The following is a 22,094-nucleotide window of genomic DNA, read 5'->3' as shown; positions in this document are numbered from 1 at the left end:
GGCCGCACGGGGCCGTCAGTCCAGGCGGGCGAAGTCCTTGATGTGGAGGACGGCGGTGCCGGTCTCGTCGGAGGCCGCCAGGTCGACGTCGAAGGACATGGACCAGTCGTGGTGGCCCTCGGGGTCGGCGATGACCTGGCGGGCGTGCCAGACGCCGGGCTCCTCCTTGATCTCCAGGAACTGGGGGCCGCGGGCCTCGGGGCCCGACGGGAGCTCCTCGTGCTCTTCGAAGTAGTCGAGGATCGCGTCCTCCCAGTCCTCGGCGGTCCAGCCCGTGTCCAGGGCCGCGAGTTCCCGGTAGCGGCGCAGGGACGCCAGCTCGACGTGCCGGAAGAGGGCGTTGCGGACCAGGACGCGGAAGGCCCGCGGGTTGGCCGTGACGGCCGTCGTGCGCTCCTCGATGGGCTTGTCCGTCTCGTCGGCGGGGTTGGTCAGCTGCTCCCACTCATCCAGGAGGCTGGAGTCGACCTGGCGGACGAGCTCGCCGAGCCACTCGATGAGGTCCTGGAGCTCCTCGGTCTTGGCGGCGTCGGGGACCGTCTGGGACAGCGCCTTGTAGGCGCCGGCGAGGTAGCGCAGGACGATGCCCTCGCTGCGGGCCAGCTCGTAGTGGTGCACGTACTGCGAGAAGTTCATCAGCTTCTCGTACATGTCCCGGACGACCGACTTGGGGCGCAGCGGGTGGTCGGCGACCCACGGGTTGGTCTGGGCGTAGATCTCGAAGGCGCCGTCCAGCAGCTCCCCCAGCGGCTTGGGGTAGTCGATGTCCTGGAGGAGCTCCATGCGCTCCTCGTACTCGATGCCGTTCATCTTCATCTCGAGGACGGCCTCGCCCTTGGCCTTGTTGAGCTGGGCGGCGAGGATCTGGCGCGGGTCGTCCAGGGTCGCCTCGATGACGGACACGACGTCCAGGGCGTAGGTGGGCGCCTCGCGGTCCAGCAGTTCCAGGGCGGCCAGCGCGAAGGTCGACAGCGGCTGGTTGAGCGCGAAGTCCTCCTGCAGGTCGACGGTGATCCGCACCCAGCGGCCGTCCGCGTCCGGGACGGGCAGCTCCTCGACGATGCCGCCGGCCTTGAGCGAACGGTAGATCGCGATGGCGCGGGAGATGTGCCGCCGCTGCGCCGCCCGTTCCTCGTGGTTGTCGGTGAGCAGCTTCTTCATCGCCTGGAAGGCGTTGCCCGGCCGGTTGATCACCGACAGGAGCATGGTGTGGGAGACGTCGAAGCGGGACTTCAGCGGCTCGGGCTCGGCGGTCTGCAGGCGGGTGAAGGTCTCCTCGTCCCAGGAGACGAAGCCCTCCGGCGGCTTCTTGCGCACGAGCTTGCGCAGCTTCTTGGCGTCGTCCCCGGCCTTGAGGACCGCCTTGTGGTTCTCCACGATGTGGTCGGGCGCCTGGCAGACGACGTATCCGACGGTGTCGAACCCGGCGCGTCCGGCGCGTCCGGCGATCTGGTGGAACTCCCGCGCCCGCAGCCGCCGCACCCGCCGCCCGTCGTACTTGGACAGGGCGGTGAACAGCACCGTGCGGATCGGCACGTTCACCCCGACGCCCAGGGTGTCCGTGCCGCAGATGACCTTCAGCAGGCCCGCCTGCGCCAGCCGCTCCACCAGCCGCCGGTACTTGGGCAGCATGCCCGCGTGGTGCACGCCGATCCCGTGCCGCACCAGCCGCTCCAGCGTCTTGCCGAACCTCGTGGTGAACCGGAACCGCCCGATCAGCGCGCTGATCCGCGCCTTCTCCTCCTTGGAGCAGACGTTGATGCTCATCAGCGCCTGCGCCCGCTCGATCGCCGCGGCCTGGGTGAAGTGCACGATGTACACCGGCGCCTTCTTCTCCAGGAGGAGGTGCTCGATCGTCTCGTGCAGGGGCGTCAGCTTGTAGTCGTACTCCAGCGGCACCGGCCGGGTGGCCGACCGCACCACGGCGGTGGGCCGCCCCGTGCGCCGGGTGAGGTCCTTCTCGAACATCGCGACGTCGCCGAGCGTGGCCGACATCAGCAGGAACTGCGCCTGCGGCAGCTCCAGCAGCGGGATCTGCCAGGCCACGCCCCGGTCGGGCTCGGCGTAGAAGTGGAACTCGTCCATGACGACCAGCCCGATGTCGGCGCGGTCGCCCTCCTGCAGGGCGATCGCCGACAGGACCTCGGCGGTGCAGCAGATGATCGGCGCGTTCGGGTTGACCGAGGCGTCGCCGGTCATCATCCCGACGTTCTCGCTGCCGAACTGCTCGACGAGGTCGAAGAACTTCTCCGACACCAGCGCCTTGATCGGCGCGGTGTAGAAGCTGCACTCGTCGCGGGCCAGGGCGGCGAAGTGCGCGCCCGCCGCCACCAGCGACTTGCCCGAGCCCGTCGGGGTCGCCAGGATGACGTTCGCCCCGGTGACCAGCTCCATCAGCGCCTCTTCCTGCGCCGGATAGAGGGTCAGCCCCCTGTCCTCGGTCCACCCCGCGAAAGCCTCGAACGCCTTGTCGGGATCACCGTCTTCGGGAAGCAGCTGATGCAGGTTCACTCTTCAATAATGGGTCATCCCCAGACCTCGGCGACCTGTTCCACGACGGAAGGCGCCTGGGCGAGCCCGGCGTCGAAGGCGGGGATCCACAGTCCCGGGTCGAGCACGTCGGCGCCGAAGGCCTCGATGGCGGGCTGGTCGGGGCCGAGGGCGAGGGTCCGCGCCCCCTCCAGCCGGGCCAGTTCGGCGCGCAGCACCGCGCGGGGCGTCAGGTGGGCCAGCGGTTCGACGATCACGACGCGGTCGTGGCCCGCGGCGAGGTCGGCGTTGCTGATCGAGTGCACGCCGCCGTCGATGTAGCGGCGGCCGCCGATCTCCACCGGCGCGAAGACGCACGGGACGCAGCAGCTGGACGCCACGGCCAGCGGCAGGGGCGCCCCGGAACCGGCCTCCCAGACGCGGAGGGAGCCGTCCTCGGCGTCCACCGCGGTGATCATCAGGGGCGCCTCGGGCCACTCGCGGCTGGGCAGCCGGTCGGCGATCTGCGCCAGCCGGGAGCCGTCCCCGGCCGTCTCCATGGCCAGCGCGCCGACCCGGCGGCGGGCCTCGGCGCGCTCCATGCTCGCGTCGTACATGAACATGAAGGCCTGCATGACCTTCTCCATGTCCACCTTCACCGGCGCGGCGTCGGCCTCCGCCTCGGCCACCTGGGAGACCAGCGCCCGCAGGTCGGCGCCCTGGCGGATCATCGCGCCGACCACCGACCCGGCCGAGGTGCCCACCACGAGGTCGGCCGCGCCGAGATCGACGCCTGCCTCCCGCAGTCCGGTCACCAGCCCGGCCTCCCAGCCGATGCCCGCGATCCCGCCACCCCCGAGAACCAGCGCTCTGCTCATACCGCACAGTCTTACGCCCGGCCCTCTGCGAGGTCAAAGCGCCCCGCGCCTCACCCGGTGGTGACGGGCCGCGGCACCAGCCGGACGGGCGGCAGCGCCGGGGTCCACGTCCCGTGCGGGAAGCAGGCCCACGCCCGCGCGCTGGTCTCCTTCACCTCGACCTCGATGGGCCGGTAGGACTCGGCCTCGAGCCGGCCGCTGACCACCTCGTCGAACACGAAGTCCGAGACGATCACCCCGAGGTCGGCGGAGGAGGCGGTGAGCTCGTTCTTGAACGCGGGCGCGTCCAGCGCCCGGTGCAGCTTGTTGGCCGCCCGCCCGACGAGCCCGTACCCGTCGTGGGTGACGTGCCCGGCGTCCAGCGACATCCGCAGCCGCAGCCGGGACCCCTCTCCGGCGCGGCGGTTGTGCTCGTGCAGCAGTGCCCTCAGCTCGCCGACGAGGGGGTCGACGAGCAGGGCGGTGGACAGGCCGCCGGGCAGGGCCAGCAGGATGCCGTCGCCCCTGTCCTCCCGGTAGGCGTGTTCCCAGGGCAGGCCGGAGCGGACGAAGGCCGCCTCGACCAGCTGGTACATGGCGGAGCGAAGGTAGATCCGGTCCTCCTGGGTGCGCCCGGCGGCTCCGAAGGCGCAGATGTCGAAGGCGAGTAGTGCGTGAAGTCCCCCGTGCGGGCGTATCTGCCCGGTCCTGCCACAACCCTGAGTGCCATGCGTCCGTCTAGGAAGGTGAGACCGACTCATCACCGGCATTCGTATGTTCTCCCTGAGGTGTGCCCTGCCGATGAGACGCATCACCCGGTATATCGGATCCCTTCCGATTCAGACACGTGCGGCGACGCGCACGGGACGGAAGAGCTTGAGCATGCGCGGGCCGGTGTGGCCCAGGCGTTCCAGCAGGCGGGCGGCCTCGGCCGCGGTCAGCCTGCGTTCCGGGTCCTTGCGCAGCAGCCCGTCGATGACGGGGCGCAGCGGCCCGGCGTTGCGCGGCGGCGTGTACTCGTCCATGAGGACGGCGAGCATGGACGCAAGCGCGCCCTCGCGCCGGTAGGGCGCCCGCCCGTCCACGGCCGTGTAGAGCGTCACGCCCAGGGACCACAGGTCGGACGCGGCGGTCATCGGCTGGTTGAACGCCTGTTCGGGCGACACGTAGGCCGGCGAGCACTCCATGAGCCTGGCCTCGGTGTCCTGCACGTCGGCGGCCAGGCCGAAGTCGGTGAGCACCACCCGGCCGCCCGCGCAGATGAGGACGTTGCTCGGCTTCACGTCCCGGTGCAGCAGGCCCTCGGCGTGCGCGGCGCGCAGCACCGACAGCAGCTGCCTTCCCACCTCGGCCGCCTGGCGCGGCATGAGGGGCCCGTGCTGGTCGATGATCTGCTGCAGGTTGGGCGCCTCGACGAGCTCCATCACCATCCACGGCCGCCCCCCGGCGACGAGGATGTCGTGAACGGCGGCGACGCCCGCGTGGCTCACCCGCGCCATGGAACGCGCCTCTTTGGTCAGCAGCCGGCACAGCCTGCGCCGGCGCTCGATGTCCGCATCGGACGGAAACAGGATCTCCTTCACGGCCACCGGGCGGTCGAGCAGTTCGTCATGCGCGCGCCAGACCACGCCCATGCCGCCCCTGCCCACCTCTTCCAGCAGCCGGTACCTTCCCGCGACAAGAATGTCCCGACCCCCGTCTCGCACGTGTCCGGCCTTTCCGGCCTTCTTTGTTCGACATCTGCCCGTTTTGCATAGGTCTCAACGGTGTCGTCCGTTCAAGAGTCGGTCAGTTTCCCGACCTCCTGACCAGCCAATACGCCCCGGCCGCGGCCCCCACGGGGATCTCGACGAGGAAGGTGAAGAAGCTGTAGAGCAGGACGGCGGCCGCGGCGGCGGAGGCGTCGAGGCCGAAGTGGACCAGCAGCGCGGCCGTGCCCGTCTCGGTGATGCCCGAGCCGCCCGGGGTGACGACGGCGCTGGTGAGCGCCCGGTTGAGCGCGAACACCGCGATAGTCTCGGCCAGGTGGAGCGTGTCGCCGACCGCCCACAGGCAGGCGTGCAGCAGCACCCCCTGCAGGAGCAGGTAGGCGGCCATCCCGAGGGTCAGGGTGAGCCAGGAGGTGCGCAGCACGTCCAGCGTCTGCTCGCGGATCCGCAGGAGGGAGCCGCCCAGCGCGCGCAGCAGGCGGGCGGGGCGTGCGGGCAGCCGTCCGGCGAGCCGCCCCAGCCAGGCGTCGAGCGCGTGCGCCGCACGCTCCCAGCGCAGCGCTCCGGCGAGCACGAGCGCGACGGCCAGCAGGACCAGCGCGGCGGTCCCTGCCGCGAAGGCCAGCTCCCTGCTGGGCGCCCGGCCGATGAGCAGCAGGGCGCCGATGCCCACCGCGGGCAGCAGCAGCCTTCCGAAGACGTTCCACACGCCGCTGACGAGGGTCGAGACGGTGACGGCGGCGGTGGAGAAGCCCCAGCTCCTGGCCATGGCGAAGGTGACGGCGACGCCGGCGGCGCCGCCCAGCGGCAGCAGGTCGCTGACCGCGCTGCCCGCCGCGTTCAGCTGGAACGCGCGGCCGTTGCCCAGGCCCGGCAGCGAGCCGGTCAGCACGTAGGTGTAGGCCCACAGGCCCAGCGCCCACAACGCGCACAGCAGGACCGCCGTACCCGGGTCCAGCCCGGACAGGATGCGCCAGACCCCCTTCCAGTCGGCGCCGACCAGCCGGGGCATCAGCGCGACGAGCGCCACCCCGAGGGCGAGGGAGGCGGCAGAGAGCAGCACCCTGCGCCATCCCGCCACGCGGGTACGGCTCAATTCCGCCGCACATAGCACTCGACTCCGAAGGCCAGCCGGAACAGGGGCAGGGGCAGCCGCCGCAGCACGGCCAGCGTGCGCAGACCGCCGGAGGCCTGGCTGGCGTGGGCGGCCATCGCGGCGCGTTTCACGCGGGCGTACCGGCGGACGTCGACGCGATGGGTGATCCGGGCTCCCGGTGTGTATGCCCTCCTCCAATCGTCCAGCGGGAGCACCCACCGCAGCGGGCGCGTCCAGCGCAGCAGCCGGTCCCGGTCGGCGGTCGCCTCCAGCACGACCGGCGTGCCCGCCAGCTCGGCCGCGGCCACCCCCACGCGGTGCACCTGGACGTGGTCGGGGTGGCCGTAGCCGCCGTTCTCGTCGTAGACGGTCAGCAGATCCGCGTCCTCCTCCTTCAGCAGCCGCGCGAGCCGTTCCGCCGCCTGTGCCACCGGCACGGACACGAAGCCCCCCTCGGCCCGGCCGTCGAGGCCGGAGTCGCGGTAGCCGAGGCAGACCACGCGGTGGCAGCCGATCCGGCGGGCCGACTCGCGCAGCTCGTCCATCCGGACCAGGCCGAGCGGCCGGGCTCCGGACACCGCGAGCGCGGACGGGCCCGCCTCCCCCGCGGTGGCGGCCACGAGGACCACCCGATGGCCTTCGGCGGCCAGCCGGGCCATCAGGCCGGCGGTCAGCAGCGCCTCGTCATCGGGGTGGGCGTGGAAGAACAGGCAGGTCCGCACTCCGGCTGCATTCCCGCTGCCGTCTGAAGATCTTTCCTGTCCCGGGTCAAGACTGGTCCAGCACGGACGCCGTTACCGGCCCGCGGCCCGCGCGCTGCTGAGACTCCCCAGGGTGAGGATCCTCCATGTGAGCGACTGCTACCTGCCCCGGCTCGGCGGGATCGAGGTCCAGGTGGACGAGCTGGCGGCGGTCCAGCGGTCCGCGGGCCACGACGTGCGGGTGGTGACGGCCACGCCGGGGCCGCCGCGGGACGGGCTGGTGCGCGTGGGGCCGCGGGTGCCGTGGGCGCTGCCGGTCGGCGGCCCGCTCCACGCGGTCCTGCGCGACTTCGCGCCCGACGTGCTGCACGTCCACGCCGGGGTCGTGTCGCCGTTCGCGTGGCGGGCGCTGGCGACCTGCCGGGGCGTGCCGTCCGTGGTGACCGTCCACAGCCTGTGGGGCGGCCCGGTCGGCGCGCTCTACCGGCGGCTGATCGGCGGCGGGACGACGGTGAGCACGGTGAGCGAGGCGGCGGCGCGGCCGATCCGCCGGGCCCTGGACGTGCCGGTGCACGTGGTGCCCAACGGCATCGACACCGCGCCGTGGAAGGAGATCAGGCCGTGGCTGCCGACCGGCGCGGTGCTGGTCGCGGCCGTCGGCAGGCTCGCCCCCCGCAAGGAGCCGTTCACCCTGCTGCGGATCCTGCGCGACGCCGGGCGGCGGGTGCCGATCCGCGCGGTCGTCGTCGGGGACGGCCCGGCCGCCCCGGCCATGCGCCGCTACCTGCGGCGCCACCGGATGGAGGGCTGGGTGCGGATGACGGGTCGCCTGGAGCGCGCCGAGGTGCGCGAGGTGCTGGCCTCGGCGGACGTGTTCGTCGCGCCCGCCCGGCGGGAGTCGTTCGGCCTGGCGGCGCTGGAGGCGAGGCTGGCCGGGCTGCCGGTCGTCGCGCACGAGGGCTCGGGCGTCGCGGACTTCGTGCGGCCGGAGAAGGAGGGGCTGCTCGGCTCGTGCGCCGCCGACCTGGCGGACGCGCTGGTCCGCCTGGTCGGCGACGCGGAGCTCCGGCACGCGATCGCCGCGCACAACGGGGCCACCGAGCCCGCGCAGTGCACCTGGCCTTCGGTGCTCACGGCGTTCGAGGAGCTGTACGAGATCAGCCGCTGAACACCGACCTCGCCCACTTGTAGTCGGACTTGCCGACGGCCGTGCGCTGCACCTCGCCGACGATCTGGAGCTCGCGGGGCAGCTTGTAGCCGGCGATCCTGTCCCGGCAGTGCTCGACGATGTCCTCCAGGGTGAGCTCGACGCCGGGCTCGGGCGCCACGACGGCGGCGACCCGCTGGCCGAACCGCTCGTCCGGCAGGCCCACCACGACCACGTCGTACACCCCGGGGTGGTCCTTGACCGCCACCTCGACCTCTTCGGGGTAGACCTTCTCCCCGCCGGTGTTGATCACCAGGGAGCCGCGGCCGAGCAGCACGATGGTGCCGTCCTCCTCCCGGACGGCGAAGTCCCCCGGCACCGACCAGCGCACCCCGTCGGGGTCGGTGAAGAAGGTGCTCGCGGTCTTGGCCGGGTCGTTGTAGTAGCCGAGCGGGATGTGGCCGCTGCGCGCCAGCCGCCCGACCTCGCCGACCTTCGCGGGCCTGAGGTCGTCGTCCAGGACGGTGATGCCCGGCTTCATCTGGAACCGCGCGGTGCCCTCCTTGCCGCCGACGGCCGGGCCGCACGCGCCGGTCTCGGAGGCGCCGTAGTTGTCGAGGAAGACCGCGAACGGCAGGTGCTCCTTGAGGGCCTCCTTGGCCGCCTCGGTGAGCGGCGCGCCGCCGGAGGCGATCGCGAAGACCGAGGAGACGTCGTGTCCGCCCCGGCCGATCTCGGCGGCGAACGGCCGGGCCATGACGTCGCCGACGAGCATGACGACGTTGGCCTTCTCGGTCTCGACCAGCTCCAGGGCACGGGCCGGGTCGAAGGCGTGCTCGGTGTAGAGCACCACCCGGGAACCGCTGAGCAGCGCCATCATCGCCACCCACTGGCCGGCGCCGTGCATGACGGGCGCGCAGTCGAGCGTGGTGGTCGGGTCGGCGGAGCCGCTCTTGGCGATCTCCTCGGGGCTGCTGATCGGGTCGCCCAGCACGTTGCCGCCGCCCAGCGCGCCGAAGAAGATGTCCTCGCTGCGCCACTCGACGCCCTTGGGGTAGCCGGTGGTGCCGCCGGTGTACATGATGTAGCGGTCGTCGTTCGAGCGCTCGGGGAAGTCGTCGTCGGCGGGCTGGGCGGCCAGCGCCGCCTCGTACTCGACCGCGCCGGGCACGTCGTTCGTGCCGCCGTCCTCCAGCACCACCACGTGGCCCAGCCCGGGCAGCGCGTCCCGGTCGACGTTCGCCAGCAGGGAGCGTTCGCCGATCAGCGCGACGGACTCGGAGTCGCCGAGCACGTGGTGCAGCTCGCCCGCGACGTACCGGTAGTTCACCGGGACCGGCACCGCGCGGATCTTGAAGATGCCGAAGAAGGCCTCCAGCCACTCGGCGCGGTTCCAGGACAGGATCGCCACGTGCTGGCCCGGGCGTACGCCCTGGGCGGCCAGGTGGTGCCCCACCCGGCTGGCGCGCGCGTTGAGCTCGCCGTAGGTGAGCCGGACGTCGCCGGCCACCAGCGCCTCCCGGTCCGGCGCGGCGCCTGCGATGATCTCCAGCAGATCGGCCAGGTTGTACGTGGACACGTGGGGCCTCCCGGGAAAGGTGGACGCGGGTTCCGGCCATCTTCCGTTTCGCGCGTGTGACGCGGCAATACCTTGCTGACAAAAAGTCCAAGCAACATCTGTCACCGGGCGCGGAGTCCGGTTCGGCACGGCTCCCTTGACAGCACCCCGCGCAACCTTCGTGCGGAGACCCGGCGCAGAGTGACCGTGAACACCTCGGGAAAGCGACGGAGCTAACAGCGTTCTTATGGAAGAGGCGACATGCTGACCATAACGATTCGGCAACCACGCGAGGGGGCGATGTGAAGTGGGCACACCGGTTGCCTGGACCCCGCCGACCTGGGAGGAGATCGTCTCCCAGCACTCCGGACGGGTCTTCCGGCTGGCCTACCGGCTCACCGGCAACAAGCACGACGCCGAGGACCTGACCCAGGACGTCTTCGTGCGCGTCTTCCGCTCCCTGTCCTCCTACTCTCCCGGCACCTTCGAGGGCTGGCTCCACCGGATCACCACCAACCTCTTCCTGGACGGCGCCCGGCGCCGCCAGCGCATCCGTTTCGACGCCCTCACCGACGAGGCGGCCGAACGGCTGCACAGCGGCGAGCGGGCCCCCGAGCAGATCCTCGACGACGCGGCGCTCGACGCCGACGTGCAGCGCGCGCTGGACTCGCTGGCCCCCGAGTACCGGGCCGCGGTCGTGTTGTGCGACATCGAGGGCCTGTCCTACGAGGAGGTCGCCGCGACGCTCGGAGTCAAGATCGGCACGGTGCGCAGCCGCATCCACCGGGGCCGCGGCCGGCTCCGCATGGCCCTGGAGCACCGGGATCCGGCGACCCGTCCGGCCCGCGACCGCACCGACGGGCTTCCCGTTCCGTAACCGCCCCATATATCAACCTCATACTGTTTTTCTAGAATTTATTGTGATTTAAGACATATGACCGGGGGGTTACCAGCGGTTAACCTCCGGCCATGGACATCGTCTTGGAGCGTCGGGGCAAGGGGCCTCAGCTGGTCCTGCTCCCCGGTCCCGGCCGCCGGGACGACTGGGAGCCGGTGACCGGCCTCCTCGCCCGCGACCACGAGGTCCTGGTCCTGGGCGACACCCCCGACGGGCTCTCCGCCACCGCCGACCCCGAGTCCCTCGCCGTCCACCTGGAGCTCGCCTTCACCGGCCTCGGGCTGCGCACTCCCCACATCGCGGGCGACTCCCTGGGCGGCCTGCTCGCCCTGGAGGCCGCGGAACGCGCCCTCGTCGCCTCCGCCACGGCGCTCTCCCCCGCCGGGTTCGCCCCCCGGACGGGCTCGCGCCGCGTCGACCTCCTCCTGCAGACGGTGCGGCTCGGCGCCTCTCTCCCCGGAGCCGTGCTGGAACGGCTCCTCGTCTCTCCGCTCCAGGAGTCGTTGCGGTTTCGCACCCTCTACGGCCGCCCCCACCCCGTCGACGCCGAAGCCCTCGTCGTCGACCCCGGGGCGGTGTGGGACCCGGCTCCGGCCCGCCCCCGCGAGTCCGTCCGGTTCACCGGAGAGCTGGCGGACGTGCCCGTCACGCTGGCCTGGGGCGGCAGGGACCGCCCGTCGCCGCCGGACGAGGCGCTGCGCGCCCGCGAACGCCTCCCGCACGTGCGCCACATGTGGCTGCCCGGCGGCGGGGCCCTGCCCCGCGGTTGCGACCCCGAGGCCGTCGCCGGGATCATCCGGAACACCGTGGCCGCCGCCGAGGGTCAGCGGTTCGCCGTGGGCTCCTGATCCGCGGTCTGCAGCGGCAGCCGGACCACGAACCTGGCGCCCTTGGGGCTGTCCTCCGCGTGCAGGCTCCCCCCGTGCGCCAGCGCCACCTCGCGGGCGATCGCCAGCCCCAGCCCGGTGCCCCCCGCCCCCCGGCTGCGGGCGGTGTCGAGCCGGGTGAACCTGCCGAAGATGCGCTCCCTGTCCGCGTCGGGGATGCCCGGCCCCTCGTCGGTGATCACCACCAGGGCCCTGCCGCCGTCCTGCCGCGCCATCAGCCGGATCTCGCCCCCGCCGTAGCGGTGGGCGTTGTCCAGCAGGTTGGCGAAGAGCCTGCTCAGCTGGGCCCTGGCGCCGTGGACGCGCAGGCCCGGCTCGATCTCGGTCTTCACGTCCGGCTTGGCCTCGTCGCGCAGCAGCGCGCCCAGGTCGATGTCCTCCGAGGACTCCCTTCCCGAGCCGACCCGGGCCAGCAGCAGCAGGTCGTTGACGACCAGTTCCAGCCGGTCGGTCGCCCGCAGCGACGCCTCGGCGACCTCGCGGAAGTCGGTGTCGTCGGGATGCAGCAGCGCGTCCTCCAGGTTGGCGCGCAGCCCCGCGATCGGGGTGCGCAGTTCGTGGGAGGCGTCGGAGGCGAACTGCCGCTGCCGTTCCAGTGCCTGCTCCATCTGGTCCAGCGCCCGGTTGACGGTCCGCACCAGCCCGGAGATCTCGTCCTCGCCCTGGGGTTCGGGGAGCCGCCGGCTCAGGTCGCCGGCCGTGATCTCCTCGTATCGTGAGCGCAGCTCGGCCACCGGTCGCAGCGCCCGCCCGATCGCCACCCAGCTCATCACCGCGACCAGCCCGATGGCCGTGCCGACCACCAGCACGTTGAACAGGTCGCCCATCCCGCTGGCCACGAGCCGGGGCAGCGGGGACGCCGCCACCACGACCGGGGAGTCGGCCGTGCCGTCGACCCGGATCAGCTGGACCGTGTAGCAGTTCCCGGTGGGGAAGCACTCCTGGAACGCGGTCATGCGGCGGTCGGGAGGAGGACGCCGCGTGGTGAGGGGAGGCAGGCCCTTGACCGACGAGGTGTACATGAACACCCGTTTGTCCGCATCGACGACCTGGATGATCGGAGCCTCCGGATCGGCTCTGATCTCCGGCCCCCGGTCCCCCGCCCGCACGGCATCGGCCACCCGCGCCGCCGCCGTCGCCGCGCGTTCCTCCGCCTGTTCGTATGTCACCTTCCGGAAGAGCCATGCGGCCGTCACGCCCAGCGCGCACAGCAGCACGGCGGCCACGATGGTGGCCATCAATGTGCCTCTGGCCCGGATGGACCTCGGCCGCAGCCCCATGGACCCCCCCGGATGCGACGTGACACCTCCGACGATAATCACCGCCCGTCACGGGGAGAGCACCAGGTCGCCCATGGTGGGGTCATGTCACGAGATTCCACACCGAACCCGACCCGCGCTCCGCCCCCGCCGGCATGCACGCCCCACCCCGCCTGTAACGATTGAGGCACGAAAACGGCACGCTCCATATCACATCCGCCGAGCACTCCGTCCGGTGATCAGGATCTGATAAAGAGTGTTCCGCCAGCGGTTCCGCATCCGAACCCCCACTTGATCTTGCCCGCGGGAGGGGTGCGCGGATTCTCGCGAGGCGAGTGATTACCCATGGGTCACCCCCGTAAGTCGTCCGATCCTGGCCGCCGCCGGACCTACACTGGCGGTCTGGGACACCCCAGGACATGATTTGCCCCACAGTCCTGTAATAAGTCCCTTTCGTTTGCGATAAGCAGCGATATTGACCGACAGCCCCAAGGCGCGCGGGGCCAAGTGCCGGATGGAGGTCACCGCGTGACAGCAGAGGCGAGCTCCCCCGCTCGCAGCCGTCCCGATCACAAGCCCTGGGTGGACATCCCCAGTGAACTGGCCGAACACATCCAGCCGCATCTCGACTCCCTCGCGGAAGAGATGATCACGGAGATCCAGTCCCAGGTGCGCGAGTACTCCCGAGGCGACGGTCCCTACGCGGTCATGCTGCGCACGATCGTCGAACGCGCGCTGCACCACTTCCTCGACCGCATCGCCGCCTCCGGCGGCCCGCCCGACGCGGAGTTCTTCCAGACCATCGGCCGGGGCGAGGCCAGCGAGGGCCGCAGCCTCGACCCGCTGCAGGCCGCCATGCGCATCGGCGGCCTGGTCGCCTGGAGGCGGCTCTCGCAGAACGCCTACGACCTCGACCCCCGGGTCATCGCCGCCCTGGGCGAGGCCGTCTTCCTGCACCAGAACGAGATCGCCAAGTTCGCCGCCGAGGGCTACCGGCAGGCGCAGGCCGCCGCGGCGGGCGAGATGCAGCGCCGCCGCAGGCGGCTGCTGGACCTGATGCTCAGCGACCCCCCGGCCGGCTCCGAGGCCATCGCCGACCTGGCCGCCGCCGCCCACTGGCAGATGCCCAGGACGGTCGCCGCGGTCGCCCTCGGCATCCGCCACCAGGACACCCGGCCCCCGGCCTTCCCGCCGGACGTGCTGGTGGACCTCGGCCGCGCCCAGCCGTCGCTGATCATCCCCGATCCCGACGGGCCGGGCCGCGCCCAGCTCGTCGACCGGGCGCTGGCCGACTGCAGCGGGGTGATCGGCCCGACCGTCCCTGTCACCGAGACTGCGCGGTCCATGCAGCTGGCCCGCCAGATGCTCCTGCTCGCCCAGCGCGGGGTGATCGAGGCGCACGGCGTGATCCGGTGCGTCGACCACATGTCCACGCTGATCCTGTTCCAGGACGAGACGCTGCTGGGCTCGCTGGCCGAGCTGCGCCTGGCGCCGCTGGCGCACCTGCGCAACAGCCAGCAGGACCGGCTCGCCGAGACCCTGCTGGCCTGGCTGCAGTCCGGCCGCAACGCCAACGAGGTCGCGATGCGGCTGCACGTCCACCCGCAGACCGTCCGCTACCGGTTGCGGCAGCTGGAGGAGCTCTTCGGCGACCAGCTCCTGGACCCCGACCTCCGCTTCGAACTGGAGATCGTCCTGCGGGCCCGCCGCCTCCAGCAGAGCAGCACCGCCCCCGCCCCGGTCGGCTCCGGCGAGCAGCACCGCGCCGTCAGCGGCGAGGTCATCACCTTCCGCCGGTACTGACCCCGCGCGAGCACGCGAACGACAAAGAAGGCCTCCTCCGGACGTCCGGAGGAGGCCTTCTCGCGTGGATCAGCCGCGGTAGAGGTTGATCTTGTCCTCGCCGACCTTCTCGCGCAGCGCCGGGTCGTCGACGCCCAGGCCCTCCTCGGGGGCGGCGCACAGCACGGCGACCTTGCCGACGTGCTGGTTGGTCTGGACGGCGCGGGTGGCCTCGCCCGCGCCGTCGAGGTCGAAGACCTTCGACAGCGTCGGGTGGATCATGCCCAGGCCGATGAGGCGGTTGGTCTCGACGGCCTCGTGGTAATTGAAGCCGTGCGAGCCGACGATGCTCTTCAGCCGCATCCACAGGAACCGGTTGTCGTACTGGTGCTGGTAGCCGGTGGACGAGCCGCAGGTGACGATCTTTCCGCCGCGCTTGGCCACGTACACCGAGGCGCCGAAGGTCTCCGCCCCGAGGTACTCGAAGACGATCTGCGGGTCCTCGCCGACCTGCGCGCGGATCGCCTCGCCGAGGACGCGCCCGGCCTTGCGGTGGCGGAAGCCCTCGGCGCCCAGGCCCAGCTCGCTGCGGTTGATGACGTGCTCGACGCCCTGCCTGCGCACCAGGTCGGCCTTGGCCTCGGAGCCGACGACCGCGACCGGGATGCCGCCGCCGTTCTTGACCAGCTGGGTGGCGTAGGAGCCCAGGCCCCCGGTGCCGCCCCAGACCAGGACGACGTCGCCCTGCTTCATCCGCGCGCCGTGCCTGCCGACCAGCATGCGGTAGGCGGTGGCGGCGCACAGGGTGTTGGACGCCGACTCCTCCCACGTGAGGTGCGCCGGCTTCCTGATCAGCTGGTTGGCCTTGACGACGCAGAACTCGCCGAGCGAGCCGAAGTTGGTCTCGAAGCCCCAGGCGAGCTGGGTCTCGGTCATCATGCCGTCGTCGTAGGAGGCGTGGTCCTCCTCGTCCACGTACGCGGGCGAGACGACGACCTTGTCGCCGACCTTCCAGTTCTTGACGCCCACGCCGGTGCGGACCACCACGCCGGAGGCGTCCGAGCCCAGGATGTGGTACGGCAGGTCGTGCCGGGCGCCGTACCAGCCCTGCCTGCCGAACTTCTCGAGGAAGGCGAAGGTCGGGACCGGCTCGAAGATCGCCGACCAGACGGTGTTGAAGTTGATCGCCGCGGACATCACCGCGACGATGCACTCGTCCGGCGCGATCTCCGGCATGGCGACCTCGCCGACGTGAATGGACCGGCGCACGTCCTTGTCGGTCTCGCCCTCGAAGATGCCCACTTCGTCGCGCAGCGTGTAGGCGGCGCGGAACGATGCGGGAAGCTCGGTGGCGAGCAGCTCCTCGGGGGAGGCGCCGTTGACCACGGCCTGGAGCAGGTCAGACATGTCTCTTCCTCGGCTTGGTCGCGGCGTCATCGATCAACGGGCCAGCTCCCCCGCCAGATGCGCGGCGATGAGGTGCACTCCGGGCGGGTCCAGCAGGTTGAGGTGATGCGTGTCCGTGACTTCGACGATCTCCAGGCGGGGGCACAGCGGGCCGAGGCCGTTGGTGTCGTCGAGGTCGATGTAACGCGCGTCCTGCACCGCCCAGGGAGTGGGCAGAGGCGCCTTGTAGAGGATCACCCGGCCGTCGTACGGGCGGTAGGTGTACCTCTCCAGCGTTCGGGTGTCCTGGTGCGAGGTCAGCTGGTGGTGCAGGACGGCCGGGGGGAGCGACGCCATCACGGGTGCGGCCCGTTCGGCGACGAGCGCGAACATCTCGTCCTCGCTCTTTCCGGCCAGTTCCTCGTACTCCAGCTCCACCTCCATCCCGTACGTCTCGGTGAGATAGGCGGCGAACCCCGCGAACCGCTTGGCGAGGTTGTCCTCGTCGTCGTCGGTCGGCAGCGGCACCCCGCCGTCGAACAGCGCCACGAACTCGACGTCGTGCCCGGCCGCGCGGAGCTGCTGCGCGGTCTCGTAGGCGAGGGTGGCGCCGAAGGACCAGCCGCCGAGCCGGTAGGGGCCCTCCGGCTGGGTGGCCAGGATGTGCTCGACGTACCGGGCGGCGCGCTCCTCGACACTGGGCGCGTCCTCCCAGCGCTCCAGCCCGTAGAACGGCTGCGCGGTGCCGGTCAGCTCGGCGAGCTGCCGGTAGCAGCCGGTGGTGCCGCCCGCCGGGTGCGCCGCGAAGAAGGGGCGCCCTGCGCCGAGCGGCTGCAGGGGCCGGACGGTCTGCCGCGCGGCCTCCTCCTCCACCGCCCGGATGACGTCGGCGACGCCTTCGGCCGTCGGGTTGGCGAACAGCTCCATCCGGTCGAACTTCGTGCGGAACTCGGCGGCGAGGGCCGCGTGGATCTGGTCGGCCTGGTGCTCCTGGCCGCCCAGCTCGAAGAAGTTCTCCACGACGCTCACCCGCTCGAGGCCCAGCTGCTCCTCGAACAACCGGACGGCGGTGCGCTCGGCGGCGTCGCGCGGCATCACGTAGCCGCTGTCGTCCTGCTCGCGCCCGGCGGTCCCGCCGATGCCGAGCTCGCCGGCCGCCCACTCCTCGAAGACGTCGACGCTCGCGCCCTGCAGCAGCACCGAGGGCGGGACCGTCAGGCCGAGGTCGTGCTCGATCGCGCTCTTGATCCGTACCGCGACCAGGGAGTCCAGGCCCAGCTCGGTGAGCGGCACGGACGGGTCGAGCCGGGCGGCGTCGAAGCCGAGGATGGACGACACCCGCTGCAGCACCCGGCCGCGGATGGCCTTGCGCGCCTCCTCGGGGGGCAGGCCGCGCAGCGCGTCCGGGCCCGCCCAGTCGTCCTGGGCGGCGGCCGTGCCCGCGGCGGCGACGAGCGCCTCGTAGAACGGCATGCGCTTGATCTCGGGGAACAGCTCGACCGCCTTGGCCGCGTCGAAGCGCAGCACGCCGGTCGAGGGGCGGTCGAAGGCCAGCAGGGCCTCCAGCGCCTCGGTGCCCTCCTGCGGGGAGATCGGCTCGATGACCGTGACGCCCGCGTCGGTGGCGCCGCCGACCTGGGACCAGGTGCCCCAGTTGATCGTGGTGCCGGACAGGCCCCGCGCGCGCCGGTGGGCGACGAGCGCGTCGAGCGCGGCGTTGGCCGCGGCGTAGGAGCCCTGGCCCGGCGAGCCGAGCAGGGCCGCGGCCGAGGAGTGCACGGCGAAGAAGTCGAGGTCGTCGGGAGCCGCCTCGTGCAGGCGCCAGGCGCCGGCGACCTTCGGCGTCCACACCCTGTGGAGGTCCTCGGGACCGATCTCGGCGACCAGCCGGTCGGCCATCCCGGCGGCGCCGTGGACGATGCCGCACAGCTTGCGGCCGCCCTCGCGGGCGACCGCGACCAGCCGCTCCGCCATGCCCTCGGCGGCGATGTCGCCGAGCACCACCCCGACGTCCACCCCGGACTCGCGCAGCCTCGCGATGGCCTTCTCGCCCTCCGGCGACGGGCCCGAACGGCCCGACAGGACGATCCGGCCCGCGCCGCGCTCGGCCAGGAGCCGGGCGGTGACCAGCCCGATGCCGCCGTAACCGCCGGTGATGATGTAGGAGCCGCCGCGCCGGACGACCCTGCGCGGCCTGCCCTCGGGCAGGCTCGCGGCGGCCAGCCGGCTGGTGTGGCGCCTCCCGTCGCGCCAGGCGATCTCGGTGTCGGCGGTCGCGGCGGCGACCTCGCGCCGCACGAGGGCGAGCTCGGCCTCGGCCAGCCGCCCGTCCGGCCCGCCGGGCAGGTCGATCAGGGTGGCGCGCAGGCCGGGCTGCTCGAAGCCGAGCACCCGGACCAGCGCGGTGAGGAAGCTCTGCTCGGGCCGGCCCGCCTCGGCGGGCAGCACCGGCTGCGCGCCCCGGGTGACCAGCCACAACCGCTGCGACGTCAGGGCCCGCGTCGCCCCCGCCACGGCCAGCACCAGCGCCTCGTCCCGCACCGGCGGGACCAGCACCACGTGCCGGGTCTGCGGGGTGAGCAGCGCCTTCACGGCCGCCTCGGCGTCCGACCAGTCCAGGTCGTCGGCGACCAGCACGCCCTCCGGCTCGCCGCCGTCTTCGGCGGGCAGCTCCGAAGGCGCCCAGACGCTCTCGACGAGCTTGTCCGCCAGCGGCACCGGCACGTCCTCCGGCCGGGACAGGGCGATCCCGCTCGCGGCGAGCAGCAGGGCGCCGTCCTCGCCGTGGAGGCGGACCTCGCCGATCACGCCGCGGTCGGTGTGCTCGACGCGCACCCGGCAGCGCCCGCCCCGGTGGGTGGGGCCGAGGACGCGCAGCTCGGCGATCGACTCCGGCAGCCACCCGGGCTCGCCGACCTCGGCGGAGAGCAGCCTCAGGCAGCGGTCGAAGACCTCGGGGTGCAGCCGGTAGTGGCGGCTGCCGCGCACGGCCGCCTCCACGGTGGAGACCGCGCCCCCCTCGAGGTCCGCCGGCTCCCCCGCGGCCAGGACGGTCTCGGCGGACGCGACGCGCGCCCACGTTCCGGCCGGGGTGCGGGTGTGGATCTCGACCTGGCCGTCCTCGGAGAGCGTGGTGCTCAGCGTCGTCCCGTCCGACAGCGCCACGAGCCGGTGGAGCGCCAGGCCCTGGACGGTGTCCGCGCCGGTCTCCGCGCCGGCGGCCAGCGCCATCTCGGCCACGGCGGCCGCGGGCAGCAGCGGGCCGTCCCAGGTGATCCCGCCCTGCCAGGCGTGGCGTTCCTCGCCGGGCAGCTCGACGTGCGAGCCGAGCAGCGGGTGCACGTCGCTCCCGGCGACGCGGCGGGCGCCGTCCGCCCAGTGCCGCTCGTGCCGCCACGGGGCGCGCGGCAGGTCGACGAGCGCGCCGTCGGCGGGCGCCGCCGTCCGGTGCCCGTGCACGGCCAGTTCGGCGAGCCGGGCGTGGAACGTCAGCGTGTCGTCGGTCTCCTGCCCCTTGGGGGCGCGCCTGAGCGAGTGCGTGACCAGCGCTCCGGAGCCCTCCAGGGTCTCCCCGACCGCCATCGACAGGATCGGGTGGGCGTTGACCTCGACGAACGTGCGGTGCCCGTCCTGCGCGGCGGCGGTGACCGCGTCCGCGAGCCGGACGGGGTTGCGCAGGTTCGCGGCCCAGTACTCGGCGTCCAGGGGGGCCGAGCCGTCGAGCAGCTTGCGCGGGTCCTCCAGCGCGGTCGTGTACATCGGGACCGTGCCGGTCCTCGGCTTCAGCTCGGCGAGCAGCTCCCGCAGCTCCGGCAGCAGCGGCTCGACCTGCGGGGAGTGGCCCGCACCCTCGGCCTTGACCTGGCGGGCCAGGTGGCCGAGACCCGACGCCCAGGCCAGCACCGCCTCGATCGCCTCGTTCTCGCCGGTCACCACGGTCTGGCGCGGTGAGGACAACACCGCCGGGTGCACCTCGGGGCCGTCGTATCCGGCCAGCTCCGGCAGGCCGCAGCCGAGCACGGCCATGCCGCCGCCGCCTACCAGCGCCGTCATCAGCCGCGACCGGCGCACGATCACCTTGACGCCGTCGGCGGGGGTGAGCGCCCCGGAGACGACGGCCGCGGCGACCTCGCCCATCGAGTGGCCGATGACCGCGGCGGGCTCGATCCCGTAGGAGCTCCACATCCGGGCCAGGCCGACCTGCACCGCGAAGAGCACCGGCATGATCTCGGCCGGGCCCTCGGGCATGCGGCCGCTCTCCAGCAGGTCCCACAGCGCGAGACCGGCCTCCTCGACGAAGAGGGCGTCCAGGTCGTCGATCGCCTCGGCGAACGCCGACTCCTCCGCCAGCAGGGACTGCGCCATGCCGGGGCGCTGCGCGCCGTACCCGGAGAAGACGAACACCGGGCGGCCCGGCGTGCCGACCGCCGTGCCGGTGACCACGCCCGGGTGGGGGGCGCCCTCGGCCAGCGCGGTCAGGCCCGCGCGCAGCCCGTCCAGGTCGCGGGCGACGACCGCGGCCCGCGCGCGTCCGCGCGGGTCGCGGCGGCGGAGCGTCGCGGCCATGTCCGCCGGGTCCGCCGGTTCGGCGGCGTCCAGCTCCTCGAGCAGGACCTTCGCGTAGTCGGCGATGCGGTCGGCCGCGGCGTCGGACAGCGGGAACGTGCGCACCGGGACCGGCTCGACGGTCCGCGCGGGCTCCTCGACCGCCTCCAGCGTGAGGTGGGCGTTGGTCCCGCCGAACCCGAACGCCGACACGCCGGCGCGCGGCGGGCGCCCCTCGCGGGACGGCCAGGGCGTGCGCTCGGCGGCGACCGCGAGGTTCAGCTCGTCGAACGGGATGTGCGGGTTGGGCTCGGTGAAGTGCAGGGAGGCGGGGATCGTCCGGTTCCGCAGGGACAGCACCGTCTTGATCAGGCCCGCGACGCCCGCGGCGGCCTCCATGTGGCCGAGGTTGGACTTGACCGAGCCGAGCAGCAGCGGCTCGGTGCGGCCGCCGCCGAGCACCTCGCCGATCGCCCTGGCCTCGATCGGGTCGCCCAGGAAGGTGCCGGTGCCGTGCGCCTCGATGTAGTCCAGGTCGCGGTCGGCGGCGTACACCTCGCGCAGCAGGGTCTTCTGCGCCTCGGCGTTCGGCGCGACCATCCCGTTGGAGCGGCCGTCGGAGTTGACGCCGGACCGGGTGATGACGGCCAGGACGCGGTCGCCGTCGCGGCGGGCGTCCGAGAGCCGCTTCAGGACGACGACGCCGCAGCCCTCGGCGCGAACCATCCCGTCCGCCGAAGCGTCGAACGCCTTGCAGTGTCCGTCCGCGGCGGTGCCGCCCGCCGCGTCGAACGTCATCGTGATGGTCGGCGAGAGCAGCACGTTCACGCCGCCCGCCAGGGCCACGTCGCTGTCGCCGCTGCGCAGCGACTGGACCGCCAGGTGGGTCGAGACGAGGGAGGAGGAGCAGGCGGTGTCCACGATCATGGACGGGCCGCGCAGGTCGAGCAGGTACGACAGGCGGTTGGCGACGATGCTGAGCGCCGCGCCGGTGGCCGTGAACGCCTCCAGGCGGGTCAGGTCGGAGGCGGTCAGGCCCGCGTACTCGGGGGCCGAGACGCCGACGAAGACGCCGGTGCGGGTGCCGCGCAGCCCGGCGGGGGCGATGCCGGCGTGCTCCAGCGACTCCCAGGCCACCTCCAGCAGCAGGCGCTGCTGCGGGTCCATGACGGCCGCCTCGCGCGGGGTGATGCCGAAGAACCGCGCGTCGAAGCCGGCGATGTCGTCCAGGAAGCCGCCCCGGCGGGTCACCTTCCCGAGCAGGTCCGCGATCTCCGGCGAGCCGTCGTCGAAGGCGTCCCAGCGGCCTTCGGGCACCTCGCCGATCGCGTCGCCCTCCTCCAGGAGGAAGCGCCAGAAGTCCTCGGGTCCGTTGATCCCGCCGGGGAAGCGGCAGCCCATGCCCACCACGGCGATCGGCTCGTCGCTCGAGGCCGCCGAGGCGCTCCGGGGCGCGGCGGTCTCCTCGGGGACGGCTCCGCCGCTGAGCGCGGCGGCGATCCGGCTGATGGTCGGGTGCTCCCAGACCAGCGTGGCGGGCAGCGAGCGGCCGAGCAGCTCCTCGAGCTCGCCGGCGATCGCGACGGCGTCGCGGGAGGCCAGGCCGAACTCCTCGAGGGGCTGATCCACATCCACTTCACCGGGCACCAGTGCGGCACGATGTGCTATCTCATTGATGAGGAAATTTCGGATCTCAACCTGGAGCTGCGGATTGCCCGACTCCGCGGATCGGGAACCTACGGTTTCCGGCATGGTGAGGCTCCCCCAAGGTGGTGGCATGGGTCGGTGCGGAGGGACCAC

Annotated in this window: 14 protein-coding genes; 4 read left to right on the top strand and 10 right to left on the bottom strand. The window is 72.7% G+C overall.

The features are described 5' to 3' along the window. Nucleotides 1-15: 15 nt before the first annotated feature. From C2865_RS04585 to C2865_RS04560, 6 genes are all read right to left on the bottom strand, one after another. Nucleotides 16-2,496, bottom strand: coding sequence for a DEAD/DEAH box helicase (locus tag C2865_RS04585; RefSeq protein ID WP_106397486.1), 2,481 nt, complete (start codon nt 2,494-2,496; stop codon nt 16-18). 29 nt (nt 2,497-2,525) lie between these two features. After that, nucleotides 2,526-3,347 (bottom strand): patatin-like phospholipase family protein, encoded by an 822-nt coding sequence (locus tag C2865_RS04580; RefSeq protein WP_106396981.1) that lies wholly within the window; start codon nt 3,345-3,347, stop codon nt 2,526-2,528. A 50-nt stretch (nt 3,348-3,397) separates the two neighbouring features. Then, on the bottom strand, nt 3,398-3,922 hold the full coding sequence (locus C2865_RS04575; protein WP_106396980.1) for a hypothetical protein: 525 nt from the start codon (nt 3,920-3,922) through the stop codon (nt 3,398-3,400). A 243-nt stretch (nt 3,923-4,165) separates the two neighbouring features. Beyond that, the gene (locus tag C2865_RS04570; RefSeq protein ID WP_157963561.1) at nt 4,166-5,032 is read right to left on the bottom strand and encodes a serine/threonine-protein kinase; all 867 of its coding nucleotides are present in this window, start codon (nt 5,030-5,032) and stop codon (nt 4,166-4,168) included. A gap of 82 nt (nt 5,033-5,114) precedes the next feature. After that, a complete protein-coding gene (locus C2865_RS04565; RefSeq protein ID WP_232835352.1) occupies nt 5,115-6,131 on the bottom strand; it encodes a lysylphosphatidylglycerol synthase transmembrane domain-containing protein in 1,017 nt (338 codons plus the stop codon). Next, nucleotides 6,128-6,853 carry a PIG-L deacetylase family protein gene (locus tag C2865_RS04560; RefSeq protein WP_232835351.1) on the bottom strand — a complete coding sequence of 242 codons (726 nt, stop codon included), beginning with the start codon at nt 6,851-6,853 and terminating at the stop codon, nt 6,128-6,130. The genes C2865_RS04565 and C2865_RS04560 overlap by 4 nt, the downstream gene beginning before the upstream one ends. Before the next feature lie 127 nt (nt 6,854-6,980). Here C2865_RS04560 and C2865_RS04555 point away from each other — a divergent pair, with 127 nt between their 5' ends. After that, on the top strand, nt 6,981-8,000 hold the full coding sequence (locus C2865_RS04555; RefSeq protein WP_232835350.1) for a glycosyltransferase family 4 protein: 1,020 nt from the start codon (nt 6,981-6,983) through the stop codon (nt 7,998-8,000). On the opposite strand, the gene C2865_RS04550 is transcribed toward C2865_RS04555, so the two are convergent. After that, nucleotides 7,990-9,558 (bottom strand): acyl-CoA synthetase, encoded by a 1,569-nt coding sequence (locus C2865_RS04550; RefSeq protein WP_106396976.1) that lies wholly within the window; start codon nt 9,556-9,558, stop codon nt 7,990-7,992. The genes C2865_RS04555 and C2865_RS04550 overlap by 11 nt on opposite strands. Nucleotides 9,559-9,844: 286 nt before the next feature. On the opposite strand from C2865_RS04550, the gene sigE reads away from it, so the two are divergent. Together sigE and C2865_RS04540 are read left to right on the top strand one after the other, a co-directional pair. Further along, the gene (gene sigE / locus C2865_RS04545; RefSeq protein WP_106396975.1) at nt 9,845-10,414 is read left to right on the top strand and encodes an RNA polymerase sigma factor SigE; all 570 of its coding nucleotides are present in this window, start codon (nt 9,845-9,847) and stop codon (nt 10,412-10,414) included. Nucleotides 10,415-10,506: 92 nt separating this feature from the next. Next, nucleotides 10,507-11,283 (top strand): alpha/beta fold hydrolase, encoded by a 777-nt coding sequence (locus C2865_RS04540; protein ID WP_106396974.1) that lies wholly within the window; start codon nt 10,507-10,509, stop codon nt 11,281-11,283. Here the strand turns inward: C2865_RS04540 and C2865_RS04535 are convergent. Then, on the bottom strand, nt 11,259-12,560 hold the full coding sequence (locus C2865_RS04535) for a sensor histidine kinase (protein WP_232835349.1): 1,302 nt from the start codon (nt 12,558-12,560) through the stop codon (nt 11,259-11,261). The two genes, C2865_RS04540 and C2865_RS04535, sit on opposite strands and share 25 nt — an antisense overlap. A 549-nt stretch (nt 12,561-13,109) precedes the next feature. On the opposite strand from C2865_RS04535, the gene C2865_RS04530 reads away from it, so the two are divergent. After that, nucleotides 13,110-14,384, top strand: a complete 1,275-nt coding sequence (locus C2865_RS04530; RefSeq protein WP_232835348.1) for a PucR-like N-terminal domain-containing protein — start codon at nt 13,110-13,112, stop codon at nt 14,382-14,384. A 69-nt stretch (nt 14,385-14,453) separates the two neighbouring features. Here the strand turns inward: C2865_RS04530 and ccrA are convergent, their stop codons facing one another. After that, a complete protein-coding gene (ccrA, locus tag C2865_RS04525; RefSeq protein WP_198652908.1) occupies nt 14,454-15,770 on the bottom strand; it encodes a crotonyl-CoA carboxylase/reductase in 1,317 nt (438 codons plus the stop codon). A 33-nt stretch (nt 15,771-15,803) separates the two neighbouring features. Further along, nucleotides 15,804-22,046 (bottom strand): type I polyketide synthase, encoded by a 6,243-nt coding sequence (locus tag C2865_RS04520; protein WP_106396971.1) that lies wholly within the window; start codon nt 22,044-22,046, stop codon nt 15,804-15,806. Nucleotides 22,047-22,094: the final 48 nt, after the last annotated feature.

This window comes from Actinocorallia populi, assembly GCF_002995495.1.
Taxonomy (GTDB): Bacteria; Actinomycetota; Actinomycetes; order Streptosporangiales; family Streptosporangiaceae; genus Actinocorallia; species Actinocorallia populi.
This window is presented reverse-complemented; position numbering and strand designations above follow the sequence as displayed.